We start from the raw sequence: 22940 nt of genomic DNA on the forward strand, positions 1-22940 counted from the left end.
GGCGATGTGCAGGTTGCCTCACTACATTATGTCGATCCAGCACGTTTCGGTGGAACAGATTCGTCTTTTGCGCTCAGCCCTGCCCTTGGCGTCAAGATCACGCAGGAAAATGTCAGTGTTTCCCAGCGCGCTGACGATGAGGAGGCCACTGATGGCTTCTCGGAAGAGCTGATTCCTTTCCGTCAGACGATGGACATCGGTCAAGCACTGCAAAATGCCGGCTATACGGGCGAAGACGCAACCGATATGGCGGATGCGCTTACCAAATTACTGAATTCGCCACGCCTTAAAGAAGGCAGCGTGCTGCGTATCGGCACAGAGACACAGGATGGCGAGGATCGTATCGTCAGAGCGAGCATTTATCACCGGACGACGCATCTGGTGACGGTTTCTCTCAATGATCGTAAGCAATATGTACCGTCCGATCAGCCTGAAGAAACACCGCTTCTCGCATCCGCCTTTGATGGCGATGCACCACCGACTGCTATTCGCGGCAATCTCCCAAGTGTCTATGACGGGATCAGCCGCGCAGCACTTGCTTATGGCATGACGGAAAACATGCGCGAACAGCTTGTTAAAATGCTCGCAACCGATGTCGACCTTCAGGCCCGGCTTTCGCAGAGTGATAATATTGATGCCTTCTTCTCGCTTCCGGAAGATCCGGAAAAGACCGAAGGCGATTCGCAGCTTCTTTTCGTGTCAGCAACCTTCGGCGGAACGACGCGTAAATTCTATCGCTATCAGGCGCCGGACGGCACCGTCGATTATTTCAATGAAGACGGCAAAAGTGCGAAGCAGTTTCTGTTACGCAATCCAGTTCCGAATGGTGTGTTCCGTTCCCCATTCGGTATGCGCCGACATCCAATTCTTGGCTACAGCCGAATGCATACAGGCGTCGATTGGGCGGCACCGCGCGGCACACCAATCATCTCATCGGGTAATGGTGTGGTGGAAAAGGCCGGATGGACCAATGGTTACGGCAATCAGACTTTGATTCGTCACGCCAATGGCTATGTCAGCAGCTACTCTCACCAGAATGCAATTGCGCGCGGCGTAACTGCGGGATCGCGTGTACGTCAGGGCCAGGTGATCGGTTATGTCGGATCAACCGGACTGTCGACCGGACCACATCTTCACTACGAACTGATCGTCAACGGGACCAAAGTTGATCCGCTTCGTATCCGCCTGCCAGATAATAAAGCGCTCAAAGGCAAAGAGCTGGAAGCTTTCAAGCAGGAACGTGACCGTATCGATACGCTCCTGGATACGGATGATGCAGGCAATGGCACTAAGCTTGCCTCCAGCGGGTCGACAAAGAGCTAATAATTCGTCGCCCCGGCCTATTGGTTTATCTAAGAACACACAAACCGCGAAAGCGCGGCGCATCTTTTAGAGCGTGTTTCGATCTGATTGAATCAAATCGAAACACGCTCTAACTGTTTGTTTTAACGCGCATCTTTTCCGAAAACCGTTTCACACTTTTCGGGATGCGCTCTAAAATGCACCGCACCTTTTATTTATGCTGTCGCCAAGTTCACTCCGTGAACTCGACCGTCACGCCCGCTTTTACAAGCTTGGCCAGCTCTTCAGCATCCCAATTGGTCAACCGTACGCAGCCATGGCTGGATGTTTTGCCAATCCTTGAAGGCTCAGGCGTTCCGTGAATACCGTAAGTCGGCTTGGAAAGCGCGATCCAGACAGTGCCGACAGGCCCGTTCGGTCCCGGAGGAATGGTCAGAACCTTGTCATTGCTGCCCTGTTTGAAGTTGATCTTCGGATTGTAGGTGTAGTTTGGATTGATGGCGATACGCTGCACCTGCACGATGCCCGACGGGGATGGTGTGTCCGACGAACCGATCGTCGAAGGATAGGCCACGACGAGTTTGCCGGTTTCGTCATAGCCGCGCACTTGCTTACGCCCTTTGTCGGCGATGATTCGCGCAACCTTTGTACGCACTGGCTTTCCCAGATTAGGGACTTTGACGATAGAACCCGGCTGGTTGAAGTTGACGCCTGGATTGATCTCTTTGAGATAAGCCTCGTCTATATGAAACTTTTCACCGAGCATTTCCGTGACAGACGTATAGGCCATGGCTGGAAGCTGAGCCTTATGCGCATAATCATCCGGAATGGACGCTACATATTGACGGCCGACATCTTCATTGGTGATCGTATATTCGGTGAAGGCTGCGCCGCCGGTCGCTTCCAGCTCAGCATTGATCGCGGCGTCATCCTTTGGATCGAGGATCTTGCCAGTCATCTCGCCAAAAGCTGCAGCGGCCTTATCGACATTGCTGCCCGAACGACCATCAATGACACCCGGCGATGCGCCTGCCCGATCCAGCAGAATCTGATAGGCAGCGATCTTTTCCTTCGCTCCCTGCCCTTTCGGCATTTCTATAGCTGGAGTCATGTCATCGGGATTCGGTACAGCATGCGGTTGCACGGGCGGCTGCTCATATCCCGGGTCACGATTGATGCTGGCGGTCGGCGATTCAGTGTCAGGATATTCAGTGCCAGCGGGCGGCAACTCGGAACGCTGAACCTGTCCGTCGCGATTATAATCGTAAGCAGGTGCTGAAGGGGCATCCGGATAATAGTTCGGATCTTCCGGTACATTGCCAAAGCCGTCATAGGGCGCACCACCACCGACCGGGCCGTCGGACCAGTTTCCACCCTGCTGACCACCGCGCGCATAACGGTCGGATTCGCGTGGATCTTCAATATTGATGACACGTCCGCGTCGGTCGAGCGTTACCTGACGACCATATTCATCAGTGTAAACCCGCACGCCCCTATCACGGCCTTGATCCCGGCTACGCTCATTACCCCAGTCGAAAAGCTGGGCCATCTGCACGGGCTGCGAAACATTGGTCGTCGCATCGCGCTCTTCCGCATGAGCTGCCGCCCCTGCTGCAAGAATGATTGCAGAACCGAACAATCCGAAGCGAAGCATGCGTAAGAGATGCGACATGGAGGAAACCCTGAATGATCTTATGCCGTATGGATGCAGTTATATGGTTAACAATTGTTTATTCAATAACAGCAAATGCCAGATGAACTGGACATGAAGATGGCCATAAATACCGTTCACGCTTGCAGAAAAAAGAAAAAGCGCCGCAATCGGATGACTGCGGCGCTTTTGAACATCACACATCAGGCTTTACGCGTCTGCGTTTTCCTTCACAGGCTCATCTTCAACCGCCACGCGAATCGGGCGGAAGTTGAGGCGATCTGAGCCAGGCAATATCTTGACGATGGAACCATCAAGAATGTCACCAAGCAGAATACGCTCGGCCAGCGGGTCCTGAACCTCCTTCTGGATGACGCGCTTCAACGGACGCGCACCATAAGCCGGATCATAACCCTTGTTTGCCAGCCATTCACGGGCATCGTCTTCAAGTTCCAGCGTGATCTTGCGATCATGCAGGAGAGCCTGCAGACGCTTCATCTGGATGTCGACGATCGAACCCATGTCATCACGACGCAGCCTGTGGAACAGGATGATCTCATCAACGCGGTTCAGGAATTCCGGACGGAACGCAGCCCGCACGACACCCATCACCTCATCGCGAACGCTTTCGACATCATCCTTCTCGCCGAGATTGACAAGATATTCAGCGCCGAGGTTCGAGGTCATGATGATGACCGTGTTGCGGAAATCGACCGTACGGCCCTGACCGTCGGTCAGACGACCGTCATCAAGAACCTGCAGCAGCACGTTGAACACATCCGGATGCGCCTTTTCGATCTCATCGAACAGGATCACCTGATATGGTCTGCGACGCACAGCTTCCGTCAGAACGCCACCCTCTTCATAGCCGACATAACCGGGAGGTGCACCAATCAGACGGCTCACGGAATGCTTCTCCATGAATTCCGACATATCGATACGCACCATTGCCGTGTCGTCCTGGAAAAGGAACGAGGCCAATGCCTTGGTCAGTTCGGTCTTACCCACACCGGTTGGTCCGAGGAAAATGAACGAGCCGATTGGCCGGTTCGGATCCTGAAGACCAGCACGTGCACGGCGGACAGCTCGCGAAACCGCCTGAACGGCCTCGCCCTGACCGATAACCCGCTTGCCGATTTCGTCTTCCATACGCAGAAGCTTTTCGCGCTCACCTTCCAGCATCCGTTCAACCGGAATGCCAGTCCAGCGGGCAACGATCTGCCCGACATGTTCAGGCGTCACGGTTTCCTCAAGCAGCGAGCCTTTATTCTCGTTGCTTTCAGCGTCGACAAGCTGCTTTTCGAGCTGCGGGATCGTACCATAGGCAAGTTCACCTGCCTTCTGGAACTCACCGCTGCGCTGTGCGATGGCCAAAGCATTGCGGGCTTCTTCGAGCTGACGCTTCAAATCTGCCGCAAGGCCGAGCTTCTGCTTTTCAGCCTGCCATTTCGCTGTCAGTTCAGCCGACTCTTCTTCCAGATCGGACAGCTCTTTTTCAAGACGCTGCAAGCGATCTATGGAGGCTGCATCGGTTTCAACCTTCAGCGCTTCACGCTCGATTTTGAGCTGCATTGCGCGGCGATCAATCTCATCGAGCTCTTCAGGCTTGGAATCCACCTGCATGCGCAAACGCGACGCGGCTTCATCGACCAGATCGATAGCCTTATCCGGCAGGAAGCGATCTGTGATATAGCGGTTGGAAAGCGTAGCGGCGGCCACAAGCGCCGAGTCAGAAACGCGAACCTTGTGATGCTGCTCGTATTTTTCCTTCAGTCCGCGCAGAATCGAAATGGTATCTTCTACCGTCGGTTCATCGACAAATACCGGCTGGAAGCGACGGGCAAGCGCTGCGTCCTTCTCAACATATTTGCGATATTCCTCAAGCGTGGTTGCGCCAACGCAGTGCAGTTCGCCACGAGCAAGTGCAGGCTTGAGAAGGTTCGATGCATCCATCGCACCATCTGATTTACCAGCACCGACAAGCGTGTGCATTTCATCAATGAACAAAATGATCTGGCCAGCAGCCGTCTGCACTTCTGAAAGCACAGCCTTCAGACGTTCTTCAAACTCGCCACGATATTTTGCACCAGCGATAAGCGACCCCATGTCGAGCGCCATCAACTGCTTGTCTTTAAGCGATTCGGGCACGTCACCATTGACGATACGAAGCGCCAGACCTTCTGCGATCGCAGTTTTACCAACGCCTGGCTCACCAATCAGAACCGGATTGTTCTTGGTGCGACGTGACAGAACCTGAATCGTGCGTCGAATTTCTTCATCGCGACCGATAACCGGATCGAGCTTACCCGCACGTGCATCTTCCGTGAGATCGCGCGCATATTTCTTGAGCGCATCGTAGTTGCTTTCAGCGGAAGCCGAATCGGCAGTACGACCCTTACGCATATCGTTGATGACCTTGTTGAGCGCCGTTGGCGTTACACCAGCAGCGGCCAGAATTTCAGATGTTTTGGCGGATTTCTCTATAGCAAGTGCAGTGAGAAGTCGTTCAACTGTGACAAAGCTGTCACCTGCCTTGTTCGCAAGCTCTTCAGCCAAGGTGAAAACCTTCGCCAATGGCTGCGCAAGATAAAGCTGGTCATTGCCACCGCTTACTTTCGGCAGCTTCTCGAGCGCATTCTGCAATCCAAGACGCACATCAGCAATGCGACCGCCCGCGCGTTCAATCAGAGATGCAGCCAGGCCTTCTTCGTCATCGACGAGCACTTTCAAAAGATGTTCAGGCGTGAACTGCTGATTGCCCGATGAAAGAGCAAAGGTCTGAGCCGACTGAATAAAACCCCGAACCCGTTCCGTGTATTTTTCAATATTCATGATGTCTCCTTTTCCTTCCGACCCATTCTGGCATCGAAAGATATTTGGTGACGGAGCTCCCGAATTCGGCAAGCTCCTTATCCGTCAAATCATATGGGAAGATGGACAGGTTTCGGCAAGACCGTAATCGCTATAAAGGCGCAAATAAAAATGGCGCGGAAAACCACGCCATCTTTGAATATCAATCAGTTGTCGGTTTAAAAACTAAGCGTCGGAATCCGCCGTTTCAGCAACCGGTGTATCGCCAGCGCCTTCATCCTTGGCAACACGACGCGGACGACCCGGACGTCGCGTAGTGCGGCGGACAGGAGCTTCTTCTTCAGCCGAAGCTGCAACTGGTGCTTCAGCCGCAGGAGCAGCCTTTTCAACGACAGGAGCGGCTTCCTCTACGACAACCTTGGCAGGCTTTTCAGCGCGTGCGGGCTTTTCAACGACCGGTGCTGATACTGGAGCTGGCTGTTCGTCAGCTGCAGCAACCGGCGTCTCTACGGAAGGCTGTTCCGAAGTATCTTCTGAATTGAAACGTTCGCGTTGCGGGCGACGACCGCGACCAAGACGACGCTGATCGCGTCCGTCACGGGGTTGCGAGCGGTTTTCCGAACGGTTCTCACTGCCTTGGTCGCCATAGACGACTTCAGCAGGTGTGCCTTCGATAACAGGCTGCGGGCCCGAACCGTTTACTGGCTGCGGTGCGGAAGCGGCTTGAACAAAGCCGTTTTCATTTTCATCTTCATCACCACCATCATTGTCGAAGTTTTCTTCGCGCTGATATGGAATGTTCTGCTGCGCCATGGCAGCCATGATGATGCGATTGTAATGTTCTGCGTGCTGAAGATAATTTTCAGCGATGACACGATCGCCGGACGCCTGCGCGTCACGAGCCAGTGTCGTATATTTTTCTGCAATATGTTGAGCATTGCCGCGGATTTTTACGTCCGGACCATTGCTTTCATAATTACGCGACAGAGGATTGGGGCCCTTGCGGTTATTGTTGTTATTATTATTGTTATTCCCCCGTCCGCGCATGCGCCTGTTCTGCTGTGCTGGCCTCATAGTCATCTCTTTTCAGATTAAAGGGCGTAAAATTCCCGTAGCGTAAAGCCACCGGCTTCGCATTATCGAGCCATGGAGGAAGCACACCCTAAAACTTCCCACACATCGAATGGTTCTGAGTTCCGCACTGTCCATCAAAGACAACACGAACCTTTCGGGTTGGCATTTTGCAAGACCCGATCCGAAAAGACGAACTTCTCGGAACTATTTTTGAAAGTCGTGCACTTCCGTACAAACCATCCCATGAGAAAACCCACATGGGAGCATGACCCAAAGTCGTCATGGAGCATTTCCGCCACCGCCCTCAAGCGGGCAAAACCATTCTGGCTGTATACGGTGGCTGGAAACTAAACGGCTTCGCGTCAAATTCCAAGCGCTTTTTTAGCATCATCGAGCGTTTTTTACAGCGCATCCCGAAAACTGTGAAATGGTTTTTGGACATGATACGCGCTGAAAACATCGTTGGATGCGTCGATCTGTTTCAATCAGACCACACACAACTCCGACACTCGTTCGTTTAAAAGCCCATTGCATCTTTCTGCGTGAAAACCATGGCCCTTCTATGGCCACCGAGATCGCTTGCATTATTGATCAAATGGAAGTCGGCGCTTTCAAAAATCACGCTCACATCGTCAAACTGGCCTGCGCCAATTTCGACGGCAACTATTCCATCCTTATATAAGTACCCGGCCGCATGTTTTGCAAGGGCACGATAAAAATCCAGTCCATCCGCGCCTCCATCAAGGGCCGCCATCGGATCGTGCTCACGCACTTCTCGCGACAGATCCGCGATTTCTTCATGCGGAATATAGGGGGGATTTGAAACAATAAGATGAAACCGCCCACGCACATTGGCAAACCAGTCGCTTTTGAGCGCCGCAAATCTGTCGCTCACGCCATTCATCGCCGCATTGATCCGCACCATGGCCAGTGCGCCTTCAGCAACGTCCAGTCCGACGCCGTGAAGTTTTTCAAACTGATGCAGCAGTGAAATCACGATGGCGCCGGTCCCGGTGCCCATGTCGAGCGTCGTTGCCCGGCCATGCTGTACGATCAGTTTTTCGAGATAGGGTGAAACCAGCTCAACCAGCGCTTCAGTATCAGGGCGAGGTTCAAGCGTTTCCGGTGAAAGGCGGAAAGGCAAACCATAAAACTCGCGCATGCCGATAATGCGATGTACAGGCTCGCCAGCTATCCGACGCTCCAGTGCGTCATTCAATTGCACGACCTGCACTTCATCAATGAGCTTCTCCGGCGAGGAAATCAGATCAAGTCGCGTTGCGCCGGTGATCCACTCGACCAGAAGCTCTGCGTCGAGATCGGGTGTATCGAGTTCTGCCGCACGCAGCCGTGCACGGCTTGATGCCATCAAGCTATCAAGACGCTCGCCGCTCACGCGTTTTCACCCAGTTCCATCAGAAGTGCTGTCTGGTGATCGGAGATCAATGCATCGACCAGTTCGTCGAGCTCACCCATCATCACACGATCAAGCTTATAGAGGGTCAGATTGATACGGTGATCAGTAACGCGGCCCTGTGGAAAATTATAGGTACGGATGCGCTCGGAACGATCACCCGAACCGACCTGGCTGCGACGTGATTCCGACCGTTCACTCTCAGCCTTCTGCCGCTCCATATCGTAAAGACGTGCGCGCAGGATCTGCATGGCACGGGCACGGTTCTGGTGCTGAGATTTTTCGGCCTGCACCACCATGATGCCCGTTGGAATATGGGTAATACGCACAGCCGAGTCAGTCGTGTTGACGTGCTGTCCGCCGGCACCGGAGGCGCGCATCGTATCGATGCGGATATCCTCGTTGCGGATTTCAATGTCGATATCTTCGGCTTCCGGCAACACCGCAACGGTTGCAGCGGATGTATGAATGCGCCCGCCCGCTTCGGTTTCAGGCACGCGCTGCACGCGATGCACACCTGATTCGAATTTGAGCTTTGAGAAGACACCTTTGCCCGAAACCGTGGCAATGATTTCCTTATAGCCGCCTGCGTCCCCCTCGCTGGCCGACACCAGTTCGACCCGCCAGCCTTTTTCGGCTGCAAAACGCTCATACATGCGGAAAAGATCGCCTGCGAAAAGCGCGGCTTCCAGTCCACCTGTACCGGCACGGATTTCAAGGATTGCATTCTTCTCGTCGGCGGCATCTTTCGGCAGAAGAAGAATCTGCACTTCCTGCTCCAGCCCCTCAATCCGCTCAAGCACGCCCGGCAGTTCTTCCACCGCCAGCGCCCGCATCTCAGCATCGGTCGATGCGTCATCGCGCATGGAAGCGAGGTCCCGCGCTTCATTACGCGCATCGGTCAGTTCACGGATTTTGCCCACGACGTCCTGAAGCTCGGAATATTCCGACGCAAGCTTTACATAGGTTTCCGAATCCGGATTGTTCGCCATCTGGCTTTCAATCATCGAGAACCGCTTGAGAAGCTGGTCCATCCGGTCCTGTGGCAATGCGATCATTGGTATGTCCTGGTATCTATAGCTGTTACGCGAATAAGCAGTATTGAGCGCCGCGCGCAATGCGCGGCACCCAAACATTCCATGCAATTTGCTACGCTATAACGGAATATCGTTGTCTTCGGCAAACTGAAGCAGCAATTCACGCATCGAATGTGCGCCATTGGGCTTGTCCAGCTTCTCGTTCAACAATGCATTGAGTTTGCTTACATCAAGCGCGCCAAGCATCGCCTTCACTGGTCCGATATTGGCCGCCGACATGGAAATCGAGCGGAAGCCGAGGCCAAGCAGCGCCATCGCAGTCAACGGACGGCCCGCCATTTCACCGCATAACGTAACCGGCTTTCCATGGCGATTTCCAGCATCGACAATATGACGAAGCGTACGCAGGAAGGCTGGCGAAAGCTGATCGAAACGACCGGAAATCAGCGAATTGCCGCGATCGACCGCCATCAGAAACTGGAACAGATCGTTGGAGCCAACCGAGACAAAGTCGACAATCGCCATCAACTCATCAAGCTGCCACAGAAGTGCAGGCACTTCGATCATCGCACCGAGTTTGAGATTGAGCGGCAGTGTATGAGCAAAGCGGGAAAGATGACGGACTTCGCGATCAATGATCTCGCGCGCGGCCTTCACTTCACTAACTTCCGTGACCATCGGCAGCATGATTTTAAGTTCACGCCCACCCGCAGCTTTCAGCAGCGCGCGCAACTGTGTGCGCAGCAAGCCCGGACGATCCAATGTCAGACGGATCGCGCGCCAGCCGAGAGCCGGATTTTCTTCCTGCGCTGTGGCACGGAAATAGGGGAGCACCTTATCGCCGCCAATATCGAGCGTCCGGAAGGTGACAGGCTTGTTGCCTGCCGCCTCGATTACCGAGCGATAAAGCCGTTCCTGCTGTTCAGCACGCGGGAAAGTCGACGCCACCATGAACTGAAGTTCGGTACGGAACAAACCAATACCGGCAGCGCCCGATGCCGAAAGTTGCGGCAGATCCACCAGCAAACCGGCATTCATCAGCAGCGAGATATCGACGCCGTCCTTTGTCAGAGCAGGCTTGTCGCGCGATTCACGATAAAGCGCCTGACGACGGGCACGGAAACGAACCTTTTCCGCATAGGCGGCTTCAACATCCGACTGCGGACGCAGATGCACGATGCCCTCATCGCCATCGACAATCGCCGCATCGTTGTTTTCAGCCATGGAAACAGCGCCTTTGGCCTGTCCCACGACCGGAATCCCCATCGCGCGTGCAACAATCACCACATGACTTGTTGCTGCACCATCTTCCAGAACCACGCCGCGCAAACGTTCACGCGGATAATCAAGGAGTTCGGCAGCACCCATGGTTCGCGCAACAATGATCGCGTCCTTGGCCAGAGATTCGGCCATGGTCTTTACATCGCGCCCCATGAGCTGTCGCAGCAAACGATTGGCCAGATCATCGAAGTCGGACAGGCGCTCACGCATATAAGGATCGGTCAGATGCACCATGCGCGCACGCGTGTCGCTCTGAACCTTTTCGACAGCTGCTTCGGCGGTCAAACCATTGTGAACTGCTTCTTCGAGACGGCGTACCCAGCCGCGATCATGGGCAAACATGCGGTAGGCTTCCAGCACTTCACGATGCTCACCTTCAATCGCCACATCGCGGCGCGAAAGCATATCATCAATCGAAATGCGCAAAGACCCCAACGCTTCTTCCAGTCGGACCAGCTCAGCCTGACTGTCTTCATTGAAGAGATTGGTTACAACGATACGCGGCTCGTGCAGTACGACATGGCCAAGGCCGATGCCGTCATTGAGCCCATTGCCAGTCACACTCATCGGACGGCCAAGATCCAGTTCAATGCCTGGACGCGCGAGACGCAGACCATCTCCCGTCGCAATGATTTCGGCCAGAACCATGGCTGTCGTTTCAAGTGCTTCTACCTCGTCCTCACGATAAGCGCGCTTGGTCTGGTTCTGGACAACAAGAACGCCCAAAGTGCGGCCAGCGCGAAGCACCGGAACACCGAGGAATGAATTATAGGCTTCTTCGCCTGTTTCCGGCAGATAGGCAAAAGCCGGGTGGCTCTGCGCGTCGGTCAGGTTCAAAGGGCGTGCACTCGCAGCAATGGTGCCGACAAGGCCCTGCCCCAAACGCAACTGCGCCAGGTGAACGGATTGTGGATTAAGACCTTCAGTGGCGTAGAGCTCAAGCACACCATCGGCGCGAAGGATGTAAAAGGAGCAGACTTCCGCAACCATGTTTTGCGCGATTTCACGGACAATCCGGTCAAGACGCTCCTGCGGCTCCAGCGGCTCCGCCATCAATTCGCGCAGCCGCTTCAACAGCACGCGGGGACCGGTTGTCAGATCACGCATGATCGTCGGGGGCTCCTCATTCTGGTACAGGCTTAGCTTCACGCAAAGCCAGTTCCCATTACCCGCCTGCGAAGCGTTACGCCAAATCCTTTGTGAGCATTTTTGACACGCGCGTCTAGTCTCTTCGTCAGAAAATCTGACAACTTGTATAATAAGACAATGCCGCCCCCGAAAACGGTGAGCGGCATTGTTTCAAAACGGGTCTTTGGTTGCGAGCCTCTCAGCCGGCTAATGATCCGACTAAGCGCTGATTATTTATCAAGCCCATAGACGCCATGCAGTGTACGCACAGCGAGTTCTGCGTAAGGCCCATCAATCAGGATGGAAATCTTGATTTCCGACGTGGTGATAGCACGGATATTGATGCCTTTTTCAGCCAATGCCTTGAAGGCAGTTGCTGCAACACCTGCATGGCTGCGCATGCCAATACCGATCACCGAAATCTTGGCAAGGCCGGTTTCCGACTGAATGTGATCGGAGCCGATTTCCGCCTTCACTTTATCGAGAACGCGCAGTGCCTTGTCGATATCACCGGTCGGGATCGTGAACGTCATGTCGGTTTTCGAACCGTCTTCCGACACGTTCTGTACGATCATATCGACATTGATGTGCTCTTCGGCCAGAGGTCCGAAAATCGCAGCCGAAATGCCTGGCCGGTCGGCCACGCGTCGGAGCGAAATCTGAGCTTCATCCTTCGCATAAGCGATACCAGTGACGACCTGCTGTTCCACGATTTCATCCTCGTCGCAAATGAGCGTTCCGGGCGGGTTGATCGGATCATCCATGCCCGGTGCATTGGGGTCCGTAAAACTTGAGCGCACGAAGGTGCGAACTTTATGTACCATGGCAAGCTCGACCGAGCGTACCTGAAGCACCTTGGCACCGAGCGAAGCCATTTCCAGCATTTCTTCAAACGTAATGCGTGAAAGGCGCTTTGCCTTGGGTTCGATGCGCGGGTCGGTCGTATAGACGCCATCGACATCGGTATAGATATCGCAACGGTCAGCCTTCACACCGGCGGCAATCGCCACAGCTGAAGTGTCAGAGCCGCCACGGCCCAGCGTTGCAATGCGGTTATCCGGGCCGATACCCTGGAAACCGGCAACAACGGCAACCTGCCCCATTTCCATGCGACGGATGATTTCCGAACCGTCGATTTCCTGAATACGGGCGGCGCCATGCGCATTGTCGGTCTTGATCGGAATCTGCCAGCCCTGCCACGAACGGGCGTCCACACCAATAGACTGCAGCGCAATCGCCAGAAGGCCACTCGTTACCTGTTCGCCAGAAGCAACGATCGCATCATATTCGCGCGCATCGTAGAAGGGTGAAGTGCCACCGGCAACCTTGGGCATGCTCTGCACCCAGCTGACCAGTTCGTTGGTCTTGCCCGACATGGCGGAGACAACGACGGCAACCTGATTGCCGGCATCGACTTCACGTTTGACGTGGCGCGCCACATTAGAGATGCGTTCCAGATCGGCCACAGAAGTGCCGCCGAATTTCATCACGATGCGCGCCATTTAAGGATACGTCCCGTCTTTTGAAAAATTACACTAACGCCTGCCGAAACCTTATTTTCTTGCGACAGACAAACCCGGGGTCACATAGCTAAAATGTCGCGCTTCCGCAAGGGTGTGATTCCCGTGAAACAATAATGCTTCAAGTCAAACCGCGAAATTGATTTGATCCTTGACTTTAAAGCTCTACCTTGAGAGCAGGACTGTATGCTGCGTCCGCTGGAGAATGATATGACTGAGACTGCCCGCACCACGATCGATGCTTCCGAAATCGAGCATTTTTCGCGCATTGCCGCACAATGGTGGGACCCGCAGGGCAAGTTCCGTCCGCTTCACAAGTTCAATCCGACGCGGCTCACCTATATCAAGGAAAAGGTCTGCGAGAAGTTCAATCGCGATCCCAACAGCCCTCGCCCGTTTGAAGGCTTGCGCTTTCTCGATATCGGCTGCGGCGGAGGACTTCTGTGCGAGCCGATGTCGCGTCTCGGCGCAACGGTGATTGGTGCGGATGCATCCGAAACCAATATCGAAGTTGCAAAAATCCACGCCGCCCAAAGCGGTGTCGAAGTCGATTATCGTGCAACCACCGCAGAAGCACTGGCTGAGGCTGGCGAGAAGTTCGATGTCGTTCTCAACATGGAAGTGGTCGAACACGTCTCTGACGTTGATCTGTTCATGTCTGCGACCAGCGAAATGGTGAAGCCGGGCGGCCTGATGTTCGTGGCCACCATCAATCGCACACTCAAAGCCTATGGCCTTGCAATCATCGGCGCTGAATATGTATTGCGCTGGCTGCCTCGCGGCACGCATCAATATGAGAAGCTGGTGCGCCCTGAAGAACTGGAAGCTGCATTTTCCAAGGCTGGCCTCACCCTTATCGACAAGCTTGGTGTCACTTATAATCCGCTTGCCGACAGCTGGAGCCGCTCACGCGATACCGATGTGAACTACATGGTTCTCGCAGAACGTCGTCAATAATTACCGCTTCTGAGCTTTTGTCGTCAGCGCCACACCAAAGGCGATGACGACGGCACCTATCCATGTGAGCGGCGGATAGTTTTCGCCCAAAAATAGCGTGCCGGAAATCAACCCGAGAGCTGCTGCAACATAGCCGATCTGGCTGAGATAAACTGGCCCACCGACCGCCTGCAGCCGAAAAAACAGAGCGAACATGCCTGCCGAGGCAATAGCTTGTGCAACTGCCGTCATCGGCGCCAGAGCCAGTGTCTCAATTGGAAAGTTGCCGCTAAACAGGAAAATACCCACAAAAAGCATCACAGCTGCAGCCAGATGACTACCTGCGGCAAGTTCCGTTGGATCCGCATTTTTAGGCCAGTCGAGCGTGCGATAGACATTCCCCATTGCCAGAAGCACCGGAATGAGAAGTGCGAGTCCAATCCACAATGGATCAGCAGGCTTGCCTACTTCTCCACGTGTCATTGCCACCATGATTGCGCCGATGAACCCAGCGACAATCCCTGCGATACCAAGCCCGTTGGGACGGCGCAGACCAAATCCCATTGAGATCACCAGCGTCATGACCGGCGAAAGCGTGTACATGATTCCCGTGAAACCAGCACCAAGGCGCGGAATAGCCGACAGGATCAGCAGATTCGGCAGCGCGTAAGAAATCGCCGCCGTGCAGATGTAATAACGCAGCTTGCCGTAAGACATCCCAACCCGCTTTTTGCTCAAAAGCAAAACCAGAAGCAGAATAATCCCCGCACTGGCTGAAAACAGGAATGTCCACATTGCAGGCGGAACACCGGCTTCCGCAGCAATTTTTCCCAGAGGTAAAATGAGGCCTAGCAACGTGCCAGTGGCAAGCAACAGGAAAGGCGCGGAATCCAGAAGTTTCATGCGCCGTGTGCCCCCTCACGCAATTCGATAATCTTTATAAAATCAGTTCTTGTCTTCCGGGAAGACAGGCAGCGGCATCACATCGACACCGTCTTCGATGAGAGAATGAACGTCTTCCCTGGAAGCTTCGCCGTAAATGCCGCGCGCTTCAGTCTCACCAAAGTGGATCTTGCGGGCCTCTTCGGCAAACTGATCGCCGACATAATCCGCATTCTCGCGAACCTTGCGGCTCAGCTCGCGCATCTCATCCAGCACCTGCTTCTGTGCTTCACCCATGGCAATCGCCACCTGCTCTTTCGAGCGGCTGGTGGATACAGCAGGCGCCATCAGCGACTTCTGCACTTGCAGCGATCCACAGGACGGACAGGATACAAGCTTGCGCTCCGCCTGCCGATCAAAATCAGCATTATCGCGGAACCAGCCCTCAAACTCATGGCCGTGATCGCAATGAAGCGAAAAGCGGATCATGGATTATGCGTCCTCTTTCTCTTTTGCGGAGGCAACCTTAACCGAGAACTCACGCGCATTCTTGAGATTAGGCACTTTGGCGCGTGCGCTTGCACTTTCCGCAATGTCAATATCTGCAACAATGACAGCCGGTTCGTCGTGGGCTGCTTCCGCCAGAACCTTGCCCCAAGGCGAGACGATCAGCGAATGGCCGTAGGTCTCGCGACCGTCTTCATGGAGGCCACCTTGTGCTGCTGAAATCAGGAATGCACCATTTTCAATCGCACGTGCACGCTGCAAAATATGCCAGTGGGCTTCACCCGTCTGCCTGGTGAAAGCAGCAGGTGCTGTGATCACATTGGCACCGGCGAGCGCCTGCGCGCGGAAAAGCTGCGGGAAGCGAATATCGTAGCAAACAGCCATACCGACATTAGCAAAGGGCAATTCGGCAATAACGGTTTCTTTGCCCGGCTCATAGGTTGCCGATTCGCGCCAGCTTTCGCCATTGTCGAGATCAACATCGAACATATGAACCTTGTCATAAGTGGTAATCTTTTCGCCTGAAGGCGCGAAGATGCCACCGCGATTGGCGATCTTGCCGTCGCCCACATCAATGGCCGTTGAGCCGATATGCAGAAAAATGCCGTGCTTCTTTGCAAGCGCCGATGCAGCCCTGAACACAAGGTCATTGCTTTCATCGCGCAAGCTTGCAAAAAAGGCCACACGGTCGCGCATCAGCGCGCCGGTCATTTCAGGGGTCTGCACATAATGAGCACCCTTTGCCACAGCATCAGAAACCAGTTTTTCCAAAGCTTCGACATTGCGAACAATATCGGTGCCTGAACGCATCTGGACAGCAGCGGCGCGAAAAGTGCTCATTGGTATCTCCCCTAAATTTAGTTCAGTGCGCCGGTTGCAAGCAGGCCATCAAGCTTGCCGGCATTGTCGAGCGCAAAAAGATCGTCGCAACCGCCGACATGAACCGAACCCACAAAAATCTGCGGGAAAGTGTTGCGGCCCGAACGCTCCTGCATTTCTGCACGCAGTTCAGGCGTGGCACCCGCATTGATTTCGTTGAACTGAACGCCCTTCTCATTGAGAAGCCCCACTGCACGCGTGCAATAAGGGCAGCCTGGGCGGGTATAAATGGTAACATCAACCATGAAAAACTCCATTCGTTGCCAACTATATAAGTGGCAACGCACTGATCTGGAAGCCCCTCATGCATTCACGAAACTGTATTTATGTGTCGGGCAGGACGCGACTAAATGTCAACACGTCAACACTCTTTGCCCCACCGCGCAGCAAGGCGCGGGTCGTAGCTTTCACGGTCGATCCGGTCGTGTAGACATCATCAATCAGCAAAATGCGACGCCCCCGCACATGAATATCGTGTTCCTTCGGAACCCGGAACGCGCCGTCGACATTACGCTTTCGCTCTTTCAGACCAAGCCCGATCTGCTGATCGGTACGGCGAATACGCTTGACCGCCTGTGGGGCAAAAGGCTTGTTGCTCAGCTCTGACAACGTTCGGGCCAATTCTGCCGACTGATTGAAACGTCGCGACCAGAAGCGCCACCTGTGCAAAGGCACAGGCAGAATAACATCACATTCATCCAGCAATTCTCGCCCTGCCCGCTGCATCCAGCGCGCCATCCACGGCGCAAGATCGGTTCGGTCATGAAACTTGAGTGCCACCGCCATGCGCTGTGCCGCCCCCCGATGCAACACTGCCGATCGTAATCGGCGGAACGGCGGCGGGTCGGCAATGGCCTCAGCGCTCATGAAATTCTCGCCGAAATCATGATTGAACGGAATGCCCAGCACCGGACAATAGGGCTTTTCGATAAAGCGCAACTGCGACCAGCATTGCGGGCATAGGGTTCCCGGTTCGGAAACCTGCGTACGGCAACCGATACAACTCGCCGGAAACAAAATATCCGAAGAATAGCGTAAGCCGCCACGAACGACGCTGAGTGCGTTCGTTTTGATCCTGTACAACAAGCTTTGATGCGATCTGCCGTCATCTGCCATTGCATTCGCCCCCGTTCGAATGCATCTAATCATTTGCTTTCACGCATTATCCCACGCAAAACCGCTTCACACTTTTGCTGGAAATGCTTCTACTTTATCTCAGCATGCTCGAAAGAGAAGACGGAATCGCAATGGCCGCTCCCTCATCCGCTCCCGCACACGAAAGTGCGATATTCGATCGCGATCTTTTGCTGGCCTTCCGTCGGCGCGCATTCAGACGCGCTGAACCAGGTGCGGATTTTCTGTTGCGTCGCGCTGCCGAAGATCTGGAAGACCGGCTGGATGCTGTCAAGCGTCACTTTCCTGTTGCTGTCGACCTTGCTGGCCACAATGGGTCTGCCGCCGCAGCCATTGCCCGATCAGGTAAAGCCGATCTGATCCTGCGCGTCGAACGCGATGAAGCTTTCTTGAAAGGCCCTTTTGCAGCGATTGTTGCAGATGAAGAAATTTTGCCGCTCAAACCCGGCAGCGTCGATCTCATCGTTTCACTCATGTCTTTGCACGCGACCAATGATACGCCGGGTACAATGGTGCAGATTGCGCGTGCACTTAAACCCGACGGTCTTTTCCTTGCAGCATTCAGCGGCAATGGGACCCTGGGCGAATTACGTGAAAGTCTTTTACAGGCCGAAATTGAACTGACCGGCGGGGCTTCTCCGCGCGTCTTCCCGTTTGCGGATGTGCGTGATGTCGGCGGCCTTTTGCAGCGCGCAGGCTTTGCACTTCCGGTAACGGATGTAGAAAACGTCACCGTACGTTATGATTCAATTTTCAATCTGATGACCGATCTACGTGCGATGGGCATGCAGAATGTTTTGCGCGACCGCTCGCGCAAGCCTGTATCGCGGCGACTTTTCCTGCGTGCCGCCGAAATTTATGCCGAACGCTTCAGCGATCCGGACGGACGTATCCGTGCCACTTTCTCGACAATCTGGTTATCGGGCTGGGCACCGCACGAATCGCAGCAAAAGCCACTCAAGCCCGGTTCTGCCAAGGCTTCGCTGGCTGATGCATTGAAGAACATCGAATAGAGCTCTTAGAGCATGTCTCCCAAAAGTGGGAACCGGTTTTGGGGTAAAGACATGCTTAAAAACAAACAGATAGAGCATTTTCTACGATTCATCTTAAACAGGAAATGCTCTAGCAATCGCCCGTATGGCTGCCGTCCGGATCAATGATGCAGATTGGACGAACGGGCGCTTTACGCGCGACAACTGGATCGCGTTTGATCGAACCGGTCATGGTTCGATCAATGCCATCCGGCAGCACGGATTGGGCTGCAACCTTATTGGCCTGATCGTTTAAAACCGGCACAATGATCAGCGCAAGGGCGACGGCAGCGGAACCAAAAAGAAGCACGACGCGCAAAATGCCGCGACCAGCTTTCGAGAGTGGACCCGGCGTATATTCATTATGATCTGCACTGAAATAATTATTATCGAAACTCATGAGGCAAACTCCGGGGCACTTGTCCCAGAGAATGCCGTAGCTGAGTGAATCATCGATTAACGCGAAGGGTTAACGAGTAAGGATTTGGGTACTATTTTTTGACTTTCCACAGCTCATAAAAGATCGATCAAAAACGGGATCAGCGGCTCGTCAGCTGGCGGCATTGGGTAGTCGCGCATATCCTTTGGCCGGACCCATTTCAGCGCCTGCCCTTCCAGCCCTTGTGCGACACCTTCAAACCGGCGGCAGACATAGAGCGGCATCAGCAAATGAAAGTCGTCATAGGTGTGGCTGGCAAAGGTCAGAGGCGCAAGACAAGCCACCTTTGTCGTAATGCCAACCTCTTCCTGCAACTCGCGGATCAACGTTTCTTCCGGGGTTTCACCCTGTTCAACCTTGCCGCCGGGAAACTCCCAGAGACCGGCCAGAGACTTTCCTTCCGGACGTTGGGCCAGAAGCACGCGTCCATCAGCATCCACAAGCGCGCAGGCCGCAACCAGCACGATACGGCGGGATTTAGTCTCACTCATTTTTCATTACTCTCCCGGTAAGCGTAACGATAGGCTTCCTGAAAGCCGAAACGCTCATAAAGTGCCAGCCCCGCCACATTGTCCGCTTCGATTTGAAGCCACGCCTTTTTGGCACCAAGGCTCACAGCCCATTTAAGCGTTGATCCGATTATGGCGCGCCCATATCCATTGCGACGGGCATCCGGCAACGTACCGACATCGAAAAGCCCGGCCATCACACCATCCTGCACGCAAAGCACATTGGACACCGCGCGTCCGCCCTCCTCCAGAACAAACATGCCCTTGTTGGGACGAATGCCATCAAGCAGTTCCGAGAACCCCGGACGAAGTTCTTTGGGGCGTCCGTGGATGATCACGGATGCCTCGACAAAGCGCCCGATATCTTTGAGCGGTATCTGATCCTGTTCCTTCGACAGATCCAGCTCTTCCAGATTGGAAGTCATGACGATGGTTTCGTCCTGACGTTTCCACCCCAGACCTTCAAGATAATCTTCAAGTTCGACCGGAGCGAGCGGCGAAAGACGAAAACATGGCACACGTCCGTAAGCGCGGAAGCGTTGCGAAGCCAGCTCGACACGCGCCGGAATGTCACGTGTATCGCCCGGATCAAGCGGGTTGACCGAGTTGAGGCGCTTTGAAGGATGCGCTGCCGTCATACGTATCGCCCACGTGCCGTCATAATGAACAGACGTGGCGGGCCATGCACGAAAGCCCACGGCCTCAAGCTGGCGAACGATAGCAAGACTTGGCGCGGAACCGGGCTTTGTCACTGTCAACTCCGTAAACTCAGCTTCTGTAGTCGCCATTAATAGCCACATATTCTTTCGTCAGATCGCAGGTCCAGACTGTCGCCTTGCCCTTACCGATCCCCAGATCAACGCGGATCAGAATATCTTCTCCCTGCATATAGGCGGAAGTTGCCTCTTCGGAATAGGCCGGATCGCGTTCGCCCTGATGCGCGACGCGAATATCGCCGAACCAGATTGCCAGCAGATCGCGATCAGCCGGTTCTCCCGCTTTGCCGACAGCCATGACGACACGGCCCCAATTGGCGTCTTCGCCGGCAACTGCTGTCTTGACCAGCGGTGAATTGGCAATGGAAAGCGCAATTTTCTTGGCCGAAGCGGCCGACTTCGCGCCCGTTACTTCAACTTCGACCATCTTGCGTGCGCCTTCACCGTCACGCACGACCTGAAGCGCCAGCGATTTTAGAACGCGTGCCAGCGCCTTCTTGAATTCGCCGAGGCGCTTGTCGGAAGCATCTGTAATTTCAGGCGCGCCGCGTTCAGCAGCGGAACCCGTCGCAAACAACATCAGCGTGTCAGATGTGGATGTATCGCTATCAACCGTGACCGCGTTGAAGGTCGGGCCAACGCCCTTGGAAAGCAGGCTTTGCAGCACATCGGATTTGATCGGTGCATCCGTGACGACAAATGAAAGCATAGTTGCCATATCAGGCGCGATCATGCCTGCACCCTTGGCAATGCCATTGATCGTTACCGGAACCTGACCGAGCAGCACCGTTTCAGTGGCCACTTTCGGATAGGTATCGGTGGTCATGATGGCTTTGGCGGCTTCCGTCCAGAAATCATCGCTGGCCGAGCCTGCCATATCGCTCAAAAGGCCCGAGAACTTCGACGCATCAAGCGGCTCGCCGATCACACCGGTAGAGGCAAGAAACACATCGGTCGTGTTGCAGCCAACAGCCTTGGCTGCTGCTTCTGCCGTTGCTTCCGTGGCTGCACGGCCCTTAAGACCGGTAAAGGCATTGGCATTGCCGGAATTAACCACCACTGCGCGTGCCTTGCCATGTGCAAGATTGCGACGGCAGAAATCAACCGGAGCGGATGGGCAAAGCGAACGGGTGAAAACACCCGCCACTTCTGCAGGTTTGTCAAACACCATTAGCATGACATCCGTGCGGCCCTTATACTTGATACCGGCAGCAGCAGTTGCAATACGCACACCGTGAATGAGCGGCATGGACGGATAATGTTTTGGAGCAAGCGGTGATACGGACGCGGACATGAGTGCCTCTGAAGAGCTGCGATTTGATTCTGCCGCATTGGAAATGTTTGCGGCACAAAATCAAGAGATAACTAAAGCGAAATCCGAAAAGTGTGGAGCAGTTTTCGGACAAGATGCGCTCCAAAACAAATGCTTAGAGCATTTCCTCCTATCCGGAGAAAATTGAAGCCGCTCTTAAGTCGCAATGAAAAACGCCCCGGAAATCCGGGGCGTTTTTATTTCATTCAAGGATTACTGCTGCGGCTGAGCGGCTGGGGCATCGCCCTCATCGCCCTGTGCCTGTGCCGCTGCGGCTTCCTTCATGGCTTTGTCGACAGCCGGATCCTTATAGTCGATCTTCATGCCATCGCGCAGCTTCTTGACCATTTCGACATAACGCTCACGCATGATGATCGAACGAATCTGCTCGGAAACCTGATCGAACGCTGGCGGCTGCTTGGTACGACGATCTTCAAGCTGAATCACGTGGAAGCCAAACTGCGACTGCACAGGTTCCTTGGTATATTCGCCCGGCTTCAGCGCAAAAGCGGCTTTTTCGAATTCCGGAACCATCTGGCCTTCAGAGAAGTAACCGAGATCGCCACCATTGGCAGCGGTGCCATCGGTCGAGCTTTCCTTGGCGAGATCTTCAAACTTCGCGCCGCCTTCAAGCTTCTTGATGATTGCTTCAGCTTCTTCCTTGGTCTTCACGAGAATGTGACGTGCACGCACTTCGACCTGTGGGGGAATGGCTGCGATTTCCTTGTCGTAACGCGCACGAACATCGGCGTCGGAAATCTTGTCGACAACCGCGTCCTTGAAATATTCGTTATGGAGCGCGCGTTCACGCAGGAACTCCATACGGCTCTTGAATTCATCGCTCTGGTCGAGCTTTTCCTTCGCAGCTTCATCAGCCATCGCCTTGATGTCGATGAGGGCTGCGAGAGCGGCCAGACGGCGCTGTTCAGCCGGAAGGCGTGCAAACTGCGGATCCAGATCACCAGCGGCCTGGTCGACCTCACCTACGGTGATATCCTTACCGTTTACAGTCGCCAGAACCTTTGCAGGATCTTCGGAAGCGGCAGCAGATGCAGCAGCTTCAACTGGCTTTGGTGCAGCATCCTGCGCAAAGGCAACGGTGCCCGAAAAACCTGCCAGTGCAACAGACGTGGCAAGAATGGCAAGAGCCTTGCGGTACGGGGCTTTGAGAATGGCTTTCATATGAGATTCTCTCCTTCGAGACCGCCTACCGGCCCCATGAATGCGGCGGAATTTGGCCCGGGAGGACTGTTGTCCGCGATAAAAGACAGGATTTCCGGCCTATCGAGCAACGTTGACATCGCTTGAAGCCCCTCTTATCTGTCCTTCGACTTGTCGTCCAGTAAGCGACCGGGAGAATTACGCGAAAAATGCGCC

The 22940-nt window shown here is 54.4% G+C and carries 21 protein-coding genes (1 of these 21 only partly in view); 4 read left to right on the forward strand and 17 right to left on the reverse strand.

Annotation, left to right across the window (positions count from 1 at the left end; genetic code table 11):
• Window positions 1-1323: the 3' portion of a M23 family metallopeptidase gene (locus ACSME1_RS05710; RefSeq protein ID WP_024899683.1), read on the forward strand. Its footprint begins 639 nt before the window's first position; only the last 1323 of its 1962 coding nucleotides appear in the window; its start codon lies off the left edge, out of view; the stop codon is at window positions 1321-1323.
• Window positions 1324-1534: 211 nt separating this feature from the next.
• Here the strand turns inward: ACSME1_RS05710 and ACSME1_RS05715 are convergent, their stop codons facing one another.
• The 7 genes from ACSME1_RS05715 to ACSME1_RS05745 form a co-directional block, all read right to left on the reverse strand.
• The gene (locus ACSME1_RS05715; RefSeq protein WP_105708346.1) at window positions 1535-2974 is read right to left on the reverse strand and encodes a L,D-transpeptidase; all 1440 of its coding nucleotides are present in this window, start codon (window positions 2972-2974) and stop codon (window positions 1535-1537) included.
• A 189-nt stretch (window positions 2975-3163) separates the two neighbouring features.
• Window positions 3164-5785, reverse strand: a complete 2622-nt coding sequence (clpB, locus tag ACSME1_RS05720) for an ATP-dependent chaperone ClpB (RefSeq protein ID WP_024899681.1) — start codon at window positions 5783-5785, stop codon at window positions 3164-3166.
• Between the two features lie 204 nt (window positions 5786-5989).
• The gene (locus ACSME1_RS05725) at window positions 5990-6838 is read right to left on the reverse strand and encodes a DUF4167 domain-containing protein (protein ID WP_100558530.1); all 849 of its coding nucleotides are present in this window, start codon (window positions 6836-6838) and stop codon (window positions 5990-5992) included.
• 517 nt (window positions 6839-7355) lie between these two features.
• Window positions 7356-8207, reverse strand: a complete 852-nt coding sequence (gene prmC / locus ACSME1_RS05730; RefSeq protein WP_105708357.1) for a peptide chain release factor N(5)-glutamine methyltransferase — start codon at window positions 8205-8207, stop codon at window positions 7356-7358.
• A 23-nt stretch (window positions 8208-8230) separates the two neighbouring features.
• On the reverse strand, window positions 8231-9310 hold the full coding sequence (prfA, locus tag ACSME1_RS05735) for a peptide chain release factor 1 (RefSeq protein ID WP_024899677.1): 1080 nt from the start codon (window positions 9308-9310) through the stop codon (window positions 8231-8233).
• A gap of 96 nt (window positions 9311-9406) precedes the next feature.
• On the reverse strand, window positions 9407-11677 hold the full coding sequence (gene ptsP / locus ACSME1_RS05740; RefSeq protein WP_100558529.1) for a phosphoenolpyruvate--protein phosphotransferase: 2271 nt from the start codon (window positions 11675-11677) through the stop codon (window positions 9407-9409).
• 251 nt (window positions 11678-11928) lie between these two features.
• Complete coding sequence (locus ACSME1_RS05745; RefSeq protein ID WP_435654905.1) at window positions 11929-13200, reverse strand: aspartate kinase; 1272 nt, start codon at window positions 13198-13200, stop codon at window positions 11929-11931.
• A gap of 228 nt (window positions 13201-13428) precedes the next feature.
• Between ACSME1_RS05745 and ubiG the strand changes: the two genes are divergently transcribed.
• Window positions 13429-14175, forward strand: coding sequence for a bifunctional 2-polyprenyl-6-hydroxyphenol methylase/3-demethylubiquinol 3-O-methyltransferase UbiG (gene ubiG, locus ACSME1_RS05750; protein WP_105535462.1), 747 nt, complete (start codon window positions 13429-13431; stop codon window positions 14173-14175).
• Here ubiG and ACSME1_RS05755 read toward each other — a convergent pair whose 3' ends face one another.
• The 5 genes from ACSME1_RS05755 to ACSME1_RS05775 form a co-directional block, all read right to left on the reverse strand.
• The gene (locus tag ACSME1_RS05755) at window positions 14176-15057 is read right to left on the reverse strand and encodes a DMT family transporter (RefSeq protein WP_024899673.1); all 882 of its coding nucleotides are present in this window, start codon (window positions 15055-15057) and stop codon (window positions 14176-14178) included. It abuts the gene before it with no gap.
• Window positions 15058-15099: 42 nt separating this feature from the next.
• Window positions 15100-15525 carry a DUF1178 family protein gene (locus ACSME1_RS05760; RefSeq protein ID WP_024899672.1) on the reverse strand — a complete coding sequence of 142 codons (426 nt, stop codon included), beginning with the start codon at window positions 15523-15525 and terminating at the stop codon, window positions 15100-15102.
• A gap of 3 nt (window positions 15526-15528) precedes the next feature.
• On the reverse strand, window positions 15529-16383 hold the full coding sequence (locus ACSME1_RS05765; RefSeq protein ID WP_105708348.1) for a carbon-nitrogen hydrolase family protein: 855 nt from the start codon (window positions 16381-16383) through the stop codon (window positions 15529-15531).
• Window positions 16384-16400: 17 nt separating this feature from the next.
• Window positions 16401-16667: a glutaredoxin 3 gene (gene grxC, locus ACSME1_RS05770; protein WP_024899670.1), complete on the reverse strand. Its 267-nt coding sequence runs from the start codon at window positions 16665-16667 to the stop codon at window positions 16401-16403.
• Window positions 16668-16746: 79 nt separating this feature from the next.
• Window positions 16747-17538, reverse strand: a complete 792-nt coding sequence (locus tag ACSME1_RS05775; protein WP_105708350.1) for a ComF family protein — start codon at window positions 17536-17538, stop codon at window positions 16747-16749.
• 131 nt (window positions 17539-17669) lie between these two features.
• Here ACSME1_RS05775 and ACSME1_RS05780 point away from each other — a divergent pair, with 131 nt between their 5' ends.
• A complete protein-coding gene (locus ACSME1_RS05780) occupies window positions 17670-18569 on the forward strand; it encodes a methyltransferase domain-containing protein (protein WP_036568138.1) in 900 nt (299 codons plus the stop codon).
• A gap of 109 nt (window positions 18570-18678) precedes the next feature.
• Here the strand turns inward: ACSME1_RS05780 and ACSME1_RS05785 are convergent, their stop codons facing one another.
• The 4 genes from ACSME1_RS05785 to argJ all read right to left on the reverse strand — a co-directional run bounded on the left by ACSME1_RS05785 (window position 18679) and on the right by argJ (window position 21545).
• Window positions 18679-18987, reverse strand: a complete 309-nt coding sequence (locus ACSME1_RS05785) for a hypothetical protein (RefSeq protein WP_024899667.1) — start codon at window positions 18985-18987, stop codon at window positions 18679-18681.
• Between the two features lie 113 nt (window positions 18988-19100).
• On the reverse strand, window positions 19101-19517 hold the full coding sequence (mutT, locus tag ACSME1_RS05790; protein ID WP_105708352.1) for an 8-oxo-dGTP diphosphatase MutT: 417 nt from the start codon (window positions 19515-19517) through the stop codon (window positions 19101-19103).
• Window positions 19514-20323, reverse strand: a complete 810-nt coding sequence (locus ACSME1_RS05795) for a GNAT family N-acetyltransferase (protein ID WP_105708354.1) — start codon at window positions 20321-20323, stop codon at window positions 19514-19516. Before ACSME1_RS05795 ends, mutT begins: the two co-directional genes overlap by 4 nt.
• Complete coding sequence (gene argJ, locus ACSME1_RS05800) at window positions 20304-21545, reverse strand: bifunctional glutamate N-acetyltransferase/amino-acid acetyltransferase ArgJ (protein WP_024899664.1); 1242 nt, start codon at window positions 21543-21545, stop codon at window positions 20304-20306. Before argJ ends, ACSME1_RS05795 begins: the two co-directional genes overlap by 20 nt.
• Between argJ and ACSME1_RS05805 the strand changes: the two genes are divergently transcribed.
• The gene (locus ACSME1_RS05805) at window positions 21544-21711 is read left to right on the forward strand and encodes a hypothetical protein (protein WP_157803346.1); all 168 of its coding nucleotides are present in this window, start codon (window positions 21544-21546) and stop codon (window positions 21709-21711) included. The genes argJ and ACSME1_RS05805 overlap by 2 nt on opposite strands.
• Window positions 21712-21776: 65 nt before the next feature.
• Here ACSME1_RS05805 and ACSME1_RS05810 read toward each other — a convergent pair whose 3' ends face one another.
• A complete protein-coding gene (locus ACSME1_RS05810) occupies window positions 21777-22745 on the reverse strand; it encodes a peptidylprolyl isomerase (RefSeq protein WP_105708356.1) in 969 nt (322 codons plus the stop codon).
• Between the last annotated feature and the right edge of the window lie 195 nt (window positions 22746-22940).

The organism is Brucella pituitosa, from assembly GCF_965577835.1.
Classification (GTDB): domain Bacteria; phylum Pseudomonadota; class Alphaproteobacteria; order Rhizobiales; family Rhizobiaceae; genus Brucella; species Brucella pituitosa.

Bases quoted from the DNA above. Each gene is read 5' to 3' on its own strand.
- ACSME1_RS05715 (WP_105708346.1), bottom strand. From the start codon at position 2,974: ATGTCGCATCTCTTACGCATGCTTCGCTTCGGATTGTTCGGTTCTGCA.
- clpB (WP_024899681.1), bottom strand. From the start codon at position 5,785: ATGAATATTGAAAAATACACGGAACGGGTTCGGGGTTTTATTCAGTCG.
- ACSME1_RS05725 (WP_100558530.1), bottom strand. From the start codon at position 6,838: ATGAGGCCAGCACAGCAGAACAGGCGCATGCGCGGACGGGGGAATAAC.
- prmC (WP_105708357.1), bottom strand. From the start codon at position 8,207: ATGGCATCAAGCCGTGCACGGCTGCGTGCGGCAGAACTCGATACACCC.
- prfA (WP_024899677.1), bottom strand. From the start codon at position 9,310: ATGATCGCATTGCCACAGGACCGGATGGACCAGCTTCTCAAGCGGTTC.
- ptsP (WP_100558529.1), bottom strand. From the start codon at position 11,677: ATGCGTGATCTGACAACCGGTCCCCGCGTGCTGTTGAAGCGGCTGCGC.
- ACSME1_RS05745 (WP_435654905.1), bottom strand. From the start codon at position 13,200: ATGGCGCGCATCGTGATGAAATTCGGCGGCACTTCTGTGGCCGATCTG.
- ubiG (WP_105535462.1), top strand. From the start codon at position 13,429: ATGACTGAGACTGCCCGCACCACGATCGATGCTTCCGAAATCGAGCAT.
- ACSME1_RS05755 (WP_024899673.1), bottom strand. From the start codon at position 15,057: ATGAAACTTCTGGATTCCGCGCCTTTCCTGTTGCTTGCCACTGGCACG.
- ACSME1_RS05760 (WP_024899672.1), bottom strand. From the start codon at position 15,525: ATGATCCGCTTTTCGCTTCATTGCGATCACGGCCATGAGTTTGAGGGC.
- ACSME1_RS05765 (WP_105708348.1), bottom strand. From the start codon at position 16,383: ATGAGCACTTTTCGCGCCGCTGCTGTCCAGATGCGTTCAGGCACCGAT.
- grxC (WP_024899670.1), bottom strand. From the start codon at position 16,667: ATGGTTGATGTTACCATTTATACCCGCCCAGGCTGCCCTTATTGCACG.
- ACSME1_RS05775 (WP_105708350.1), bottom strand. From the start codon at position 17,538: ATGGCAGATGACGGCAGATCGCATCAAAGCTTGTTGTACAGGATCAAA.
- ACSME1_RS05780 (WP_036568138.1), top strand. From the start codon at position 17,670: ATGGCCGCTCCCTCATCCGCTCCCGCACACGAAAGTGCGATATTCGAT.
- ACSME1_RS05785 (WP_024899667.1), bottom strand. From the start codon at position 18,987: ATGAGTTTCGATAATAATTATTTCAGTGCAGATCATAATGAATATACG.
- mutT (WP_105708352.1), bottom strand. From the start codon at position 19,517: ATGAGTGAGACTAAATCCCGCCGTATCGTGCTGGTTGCGGCCTGCGCG.
- ACSME1_RS05795 (WP_105708354.1), bottom strand. From the start codon at position 20,323: ATGGCGACTACAGAAGCTGAGTTTACGGAGTTGACAGTGACAAAGCCC.
- ACSME1_RS05805 (WP_157803346.1), top strand. From the start codon at position 21,544: ATGAGTGCCTCTGAAGAGCTGCGATTTGATTCTGCCGCATTGGAAATG.
- argJ (WP_024899664.1), bottom strand. From the start codon at position 21,545: ATGTCCGCGTCCGTATCACCGCTTGCTCCAAAACATTATCCGTCCATG.
- ACSME1_RS05810 (WP_105708356.1), bottom strand. From the start codon at position 22,745: ATGAAAGCCATTCTCAAAGCCCCGTACCGCAAGGCTCTTGCCATTCTT.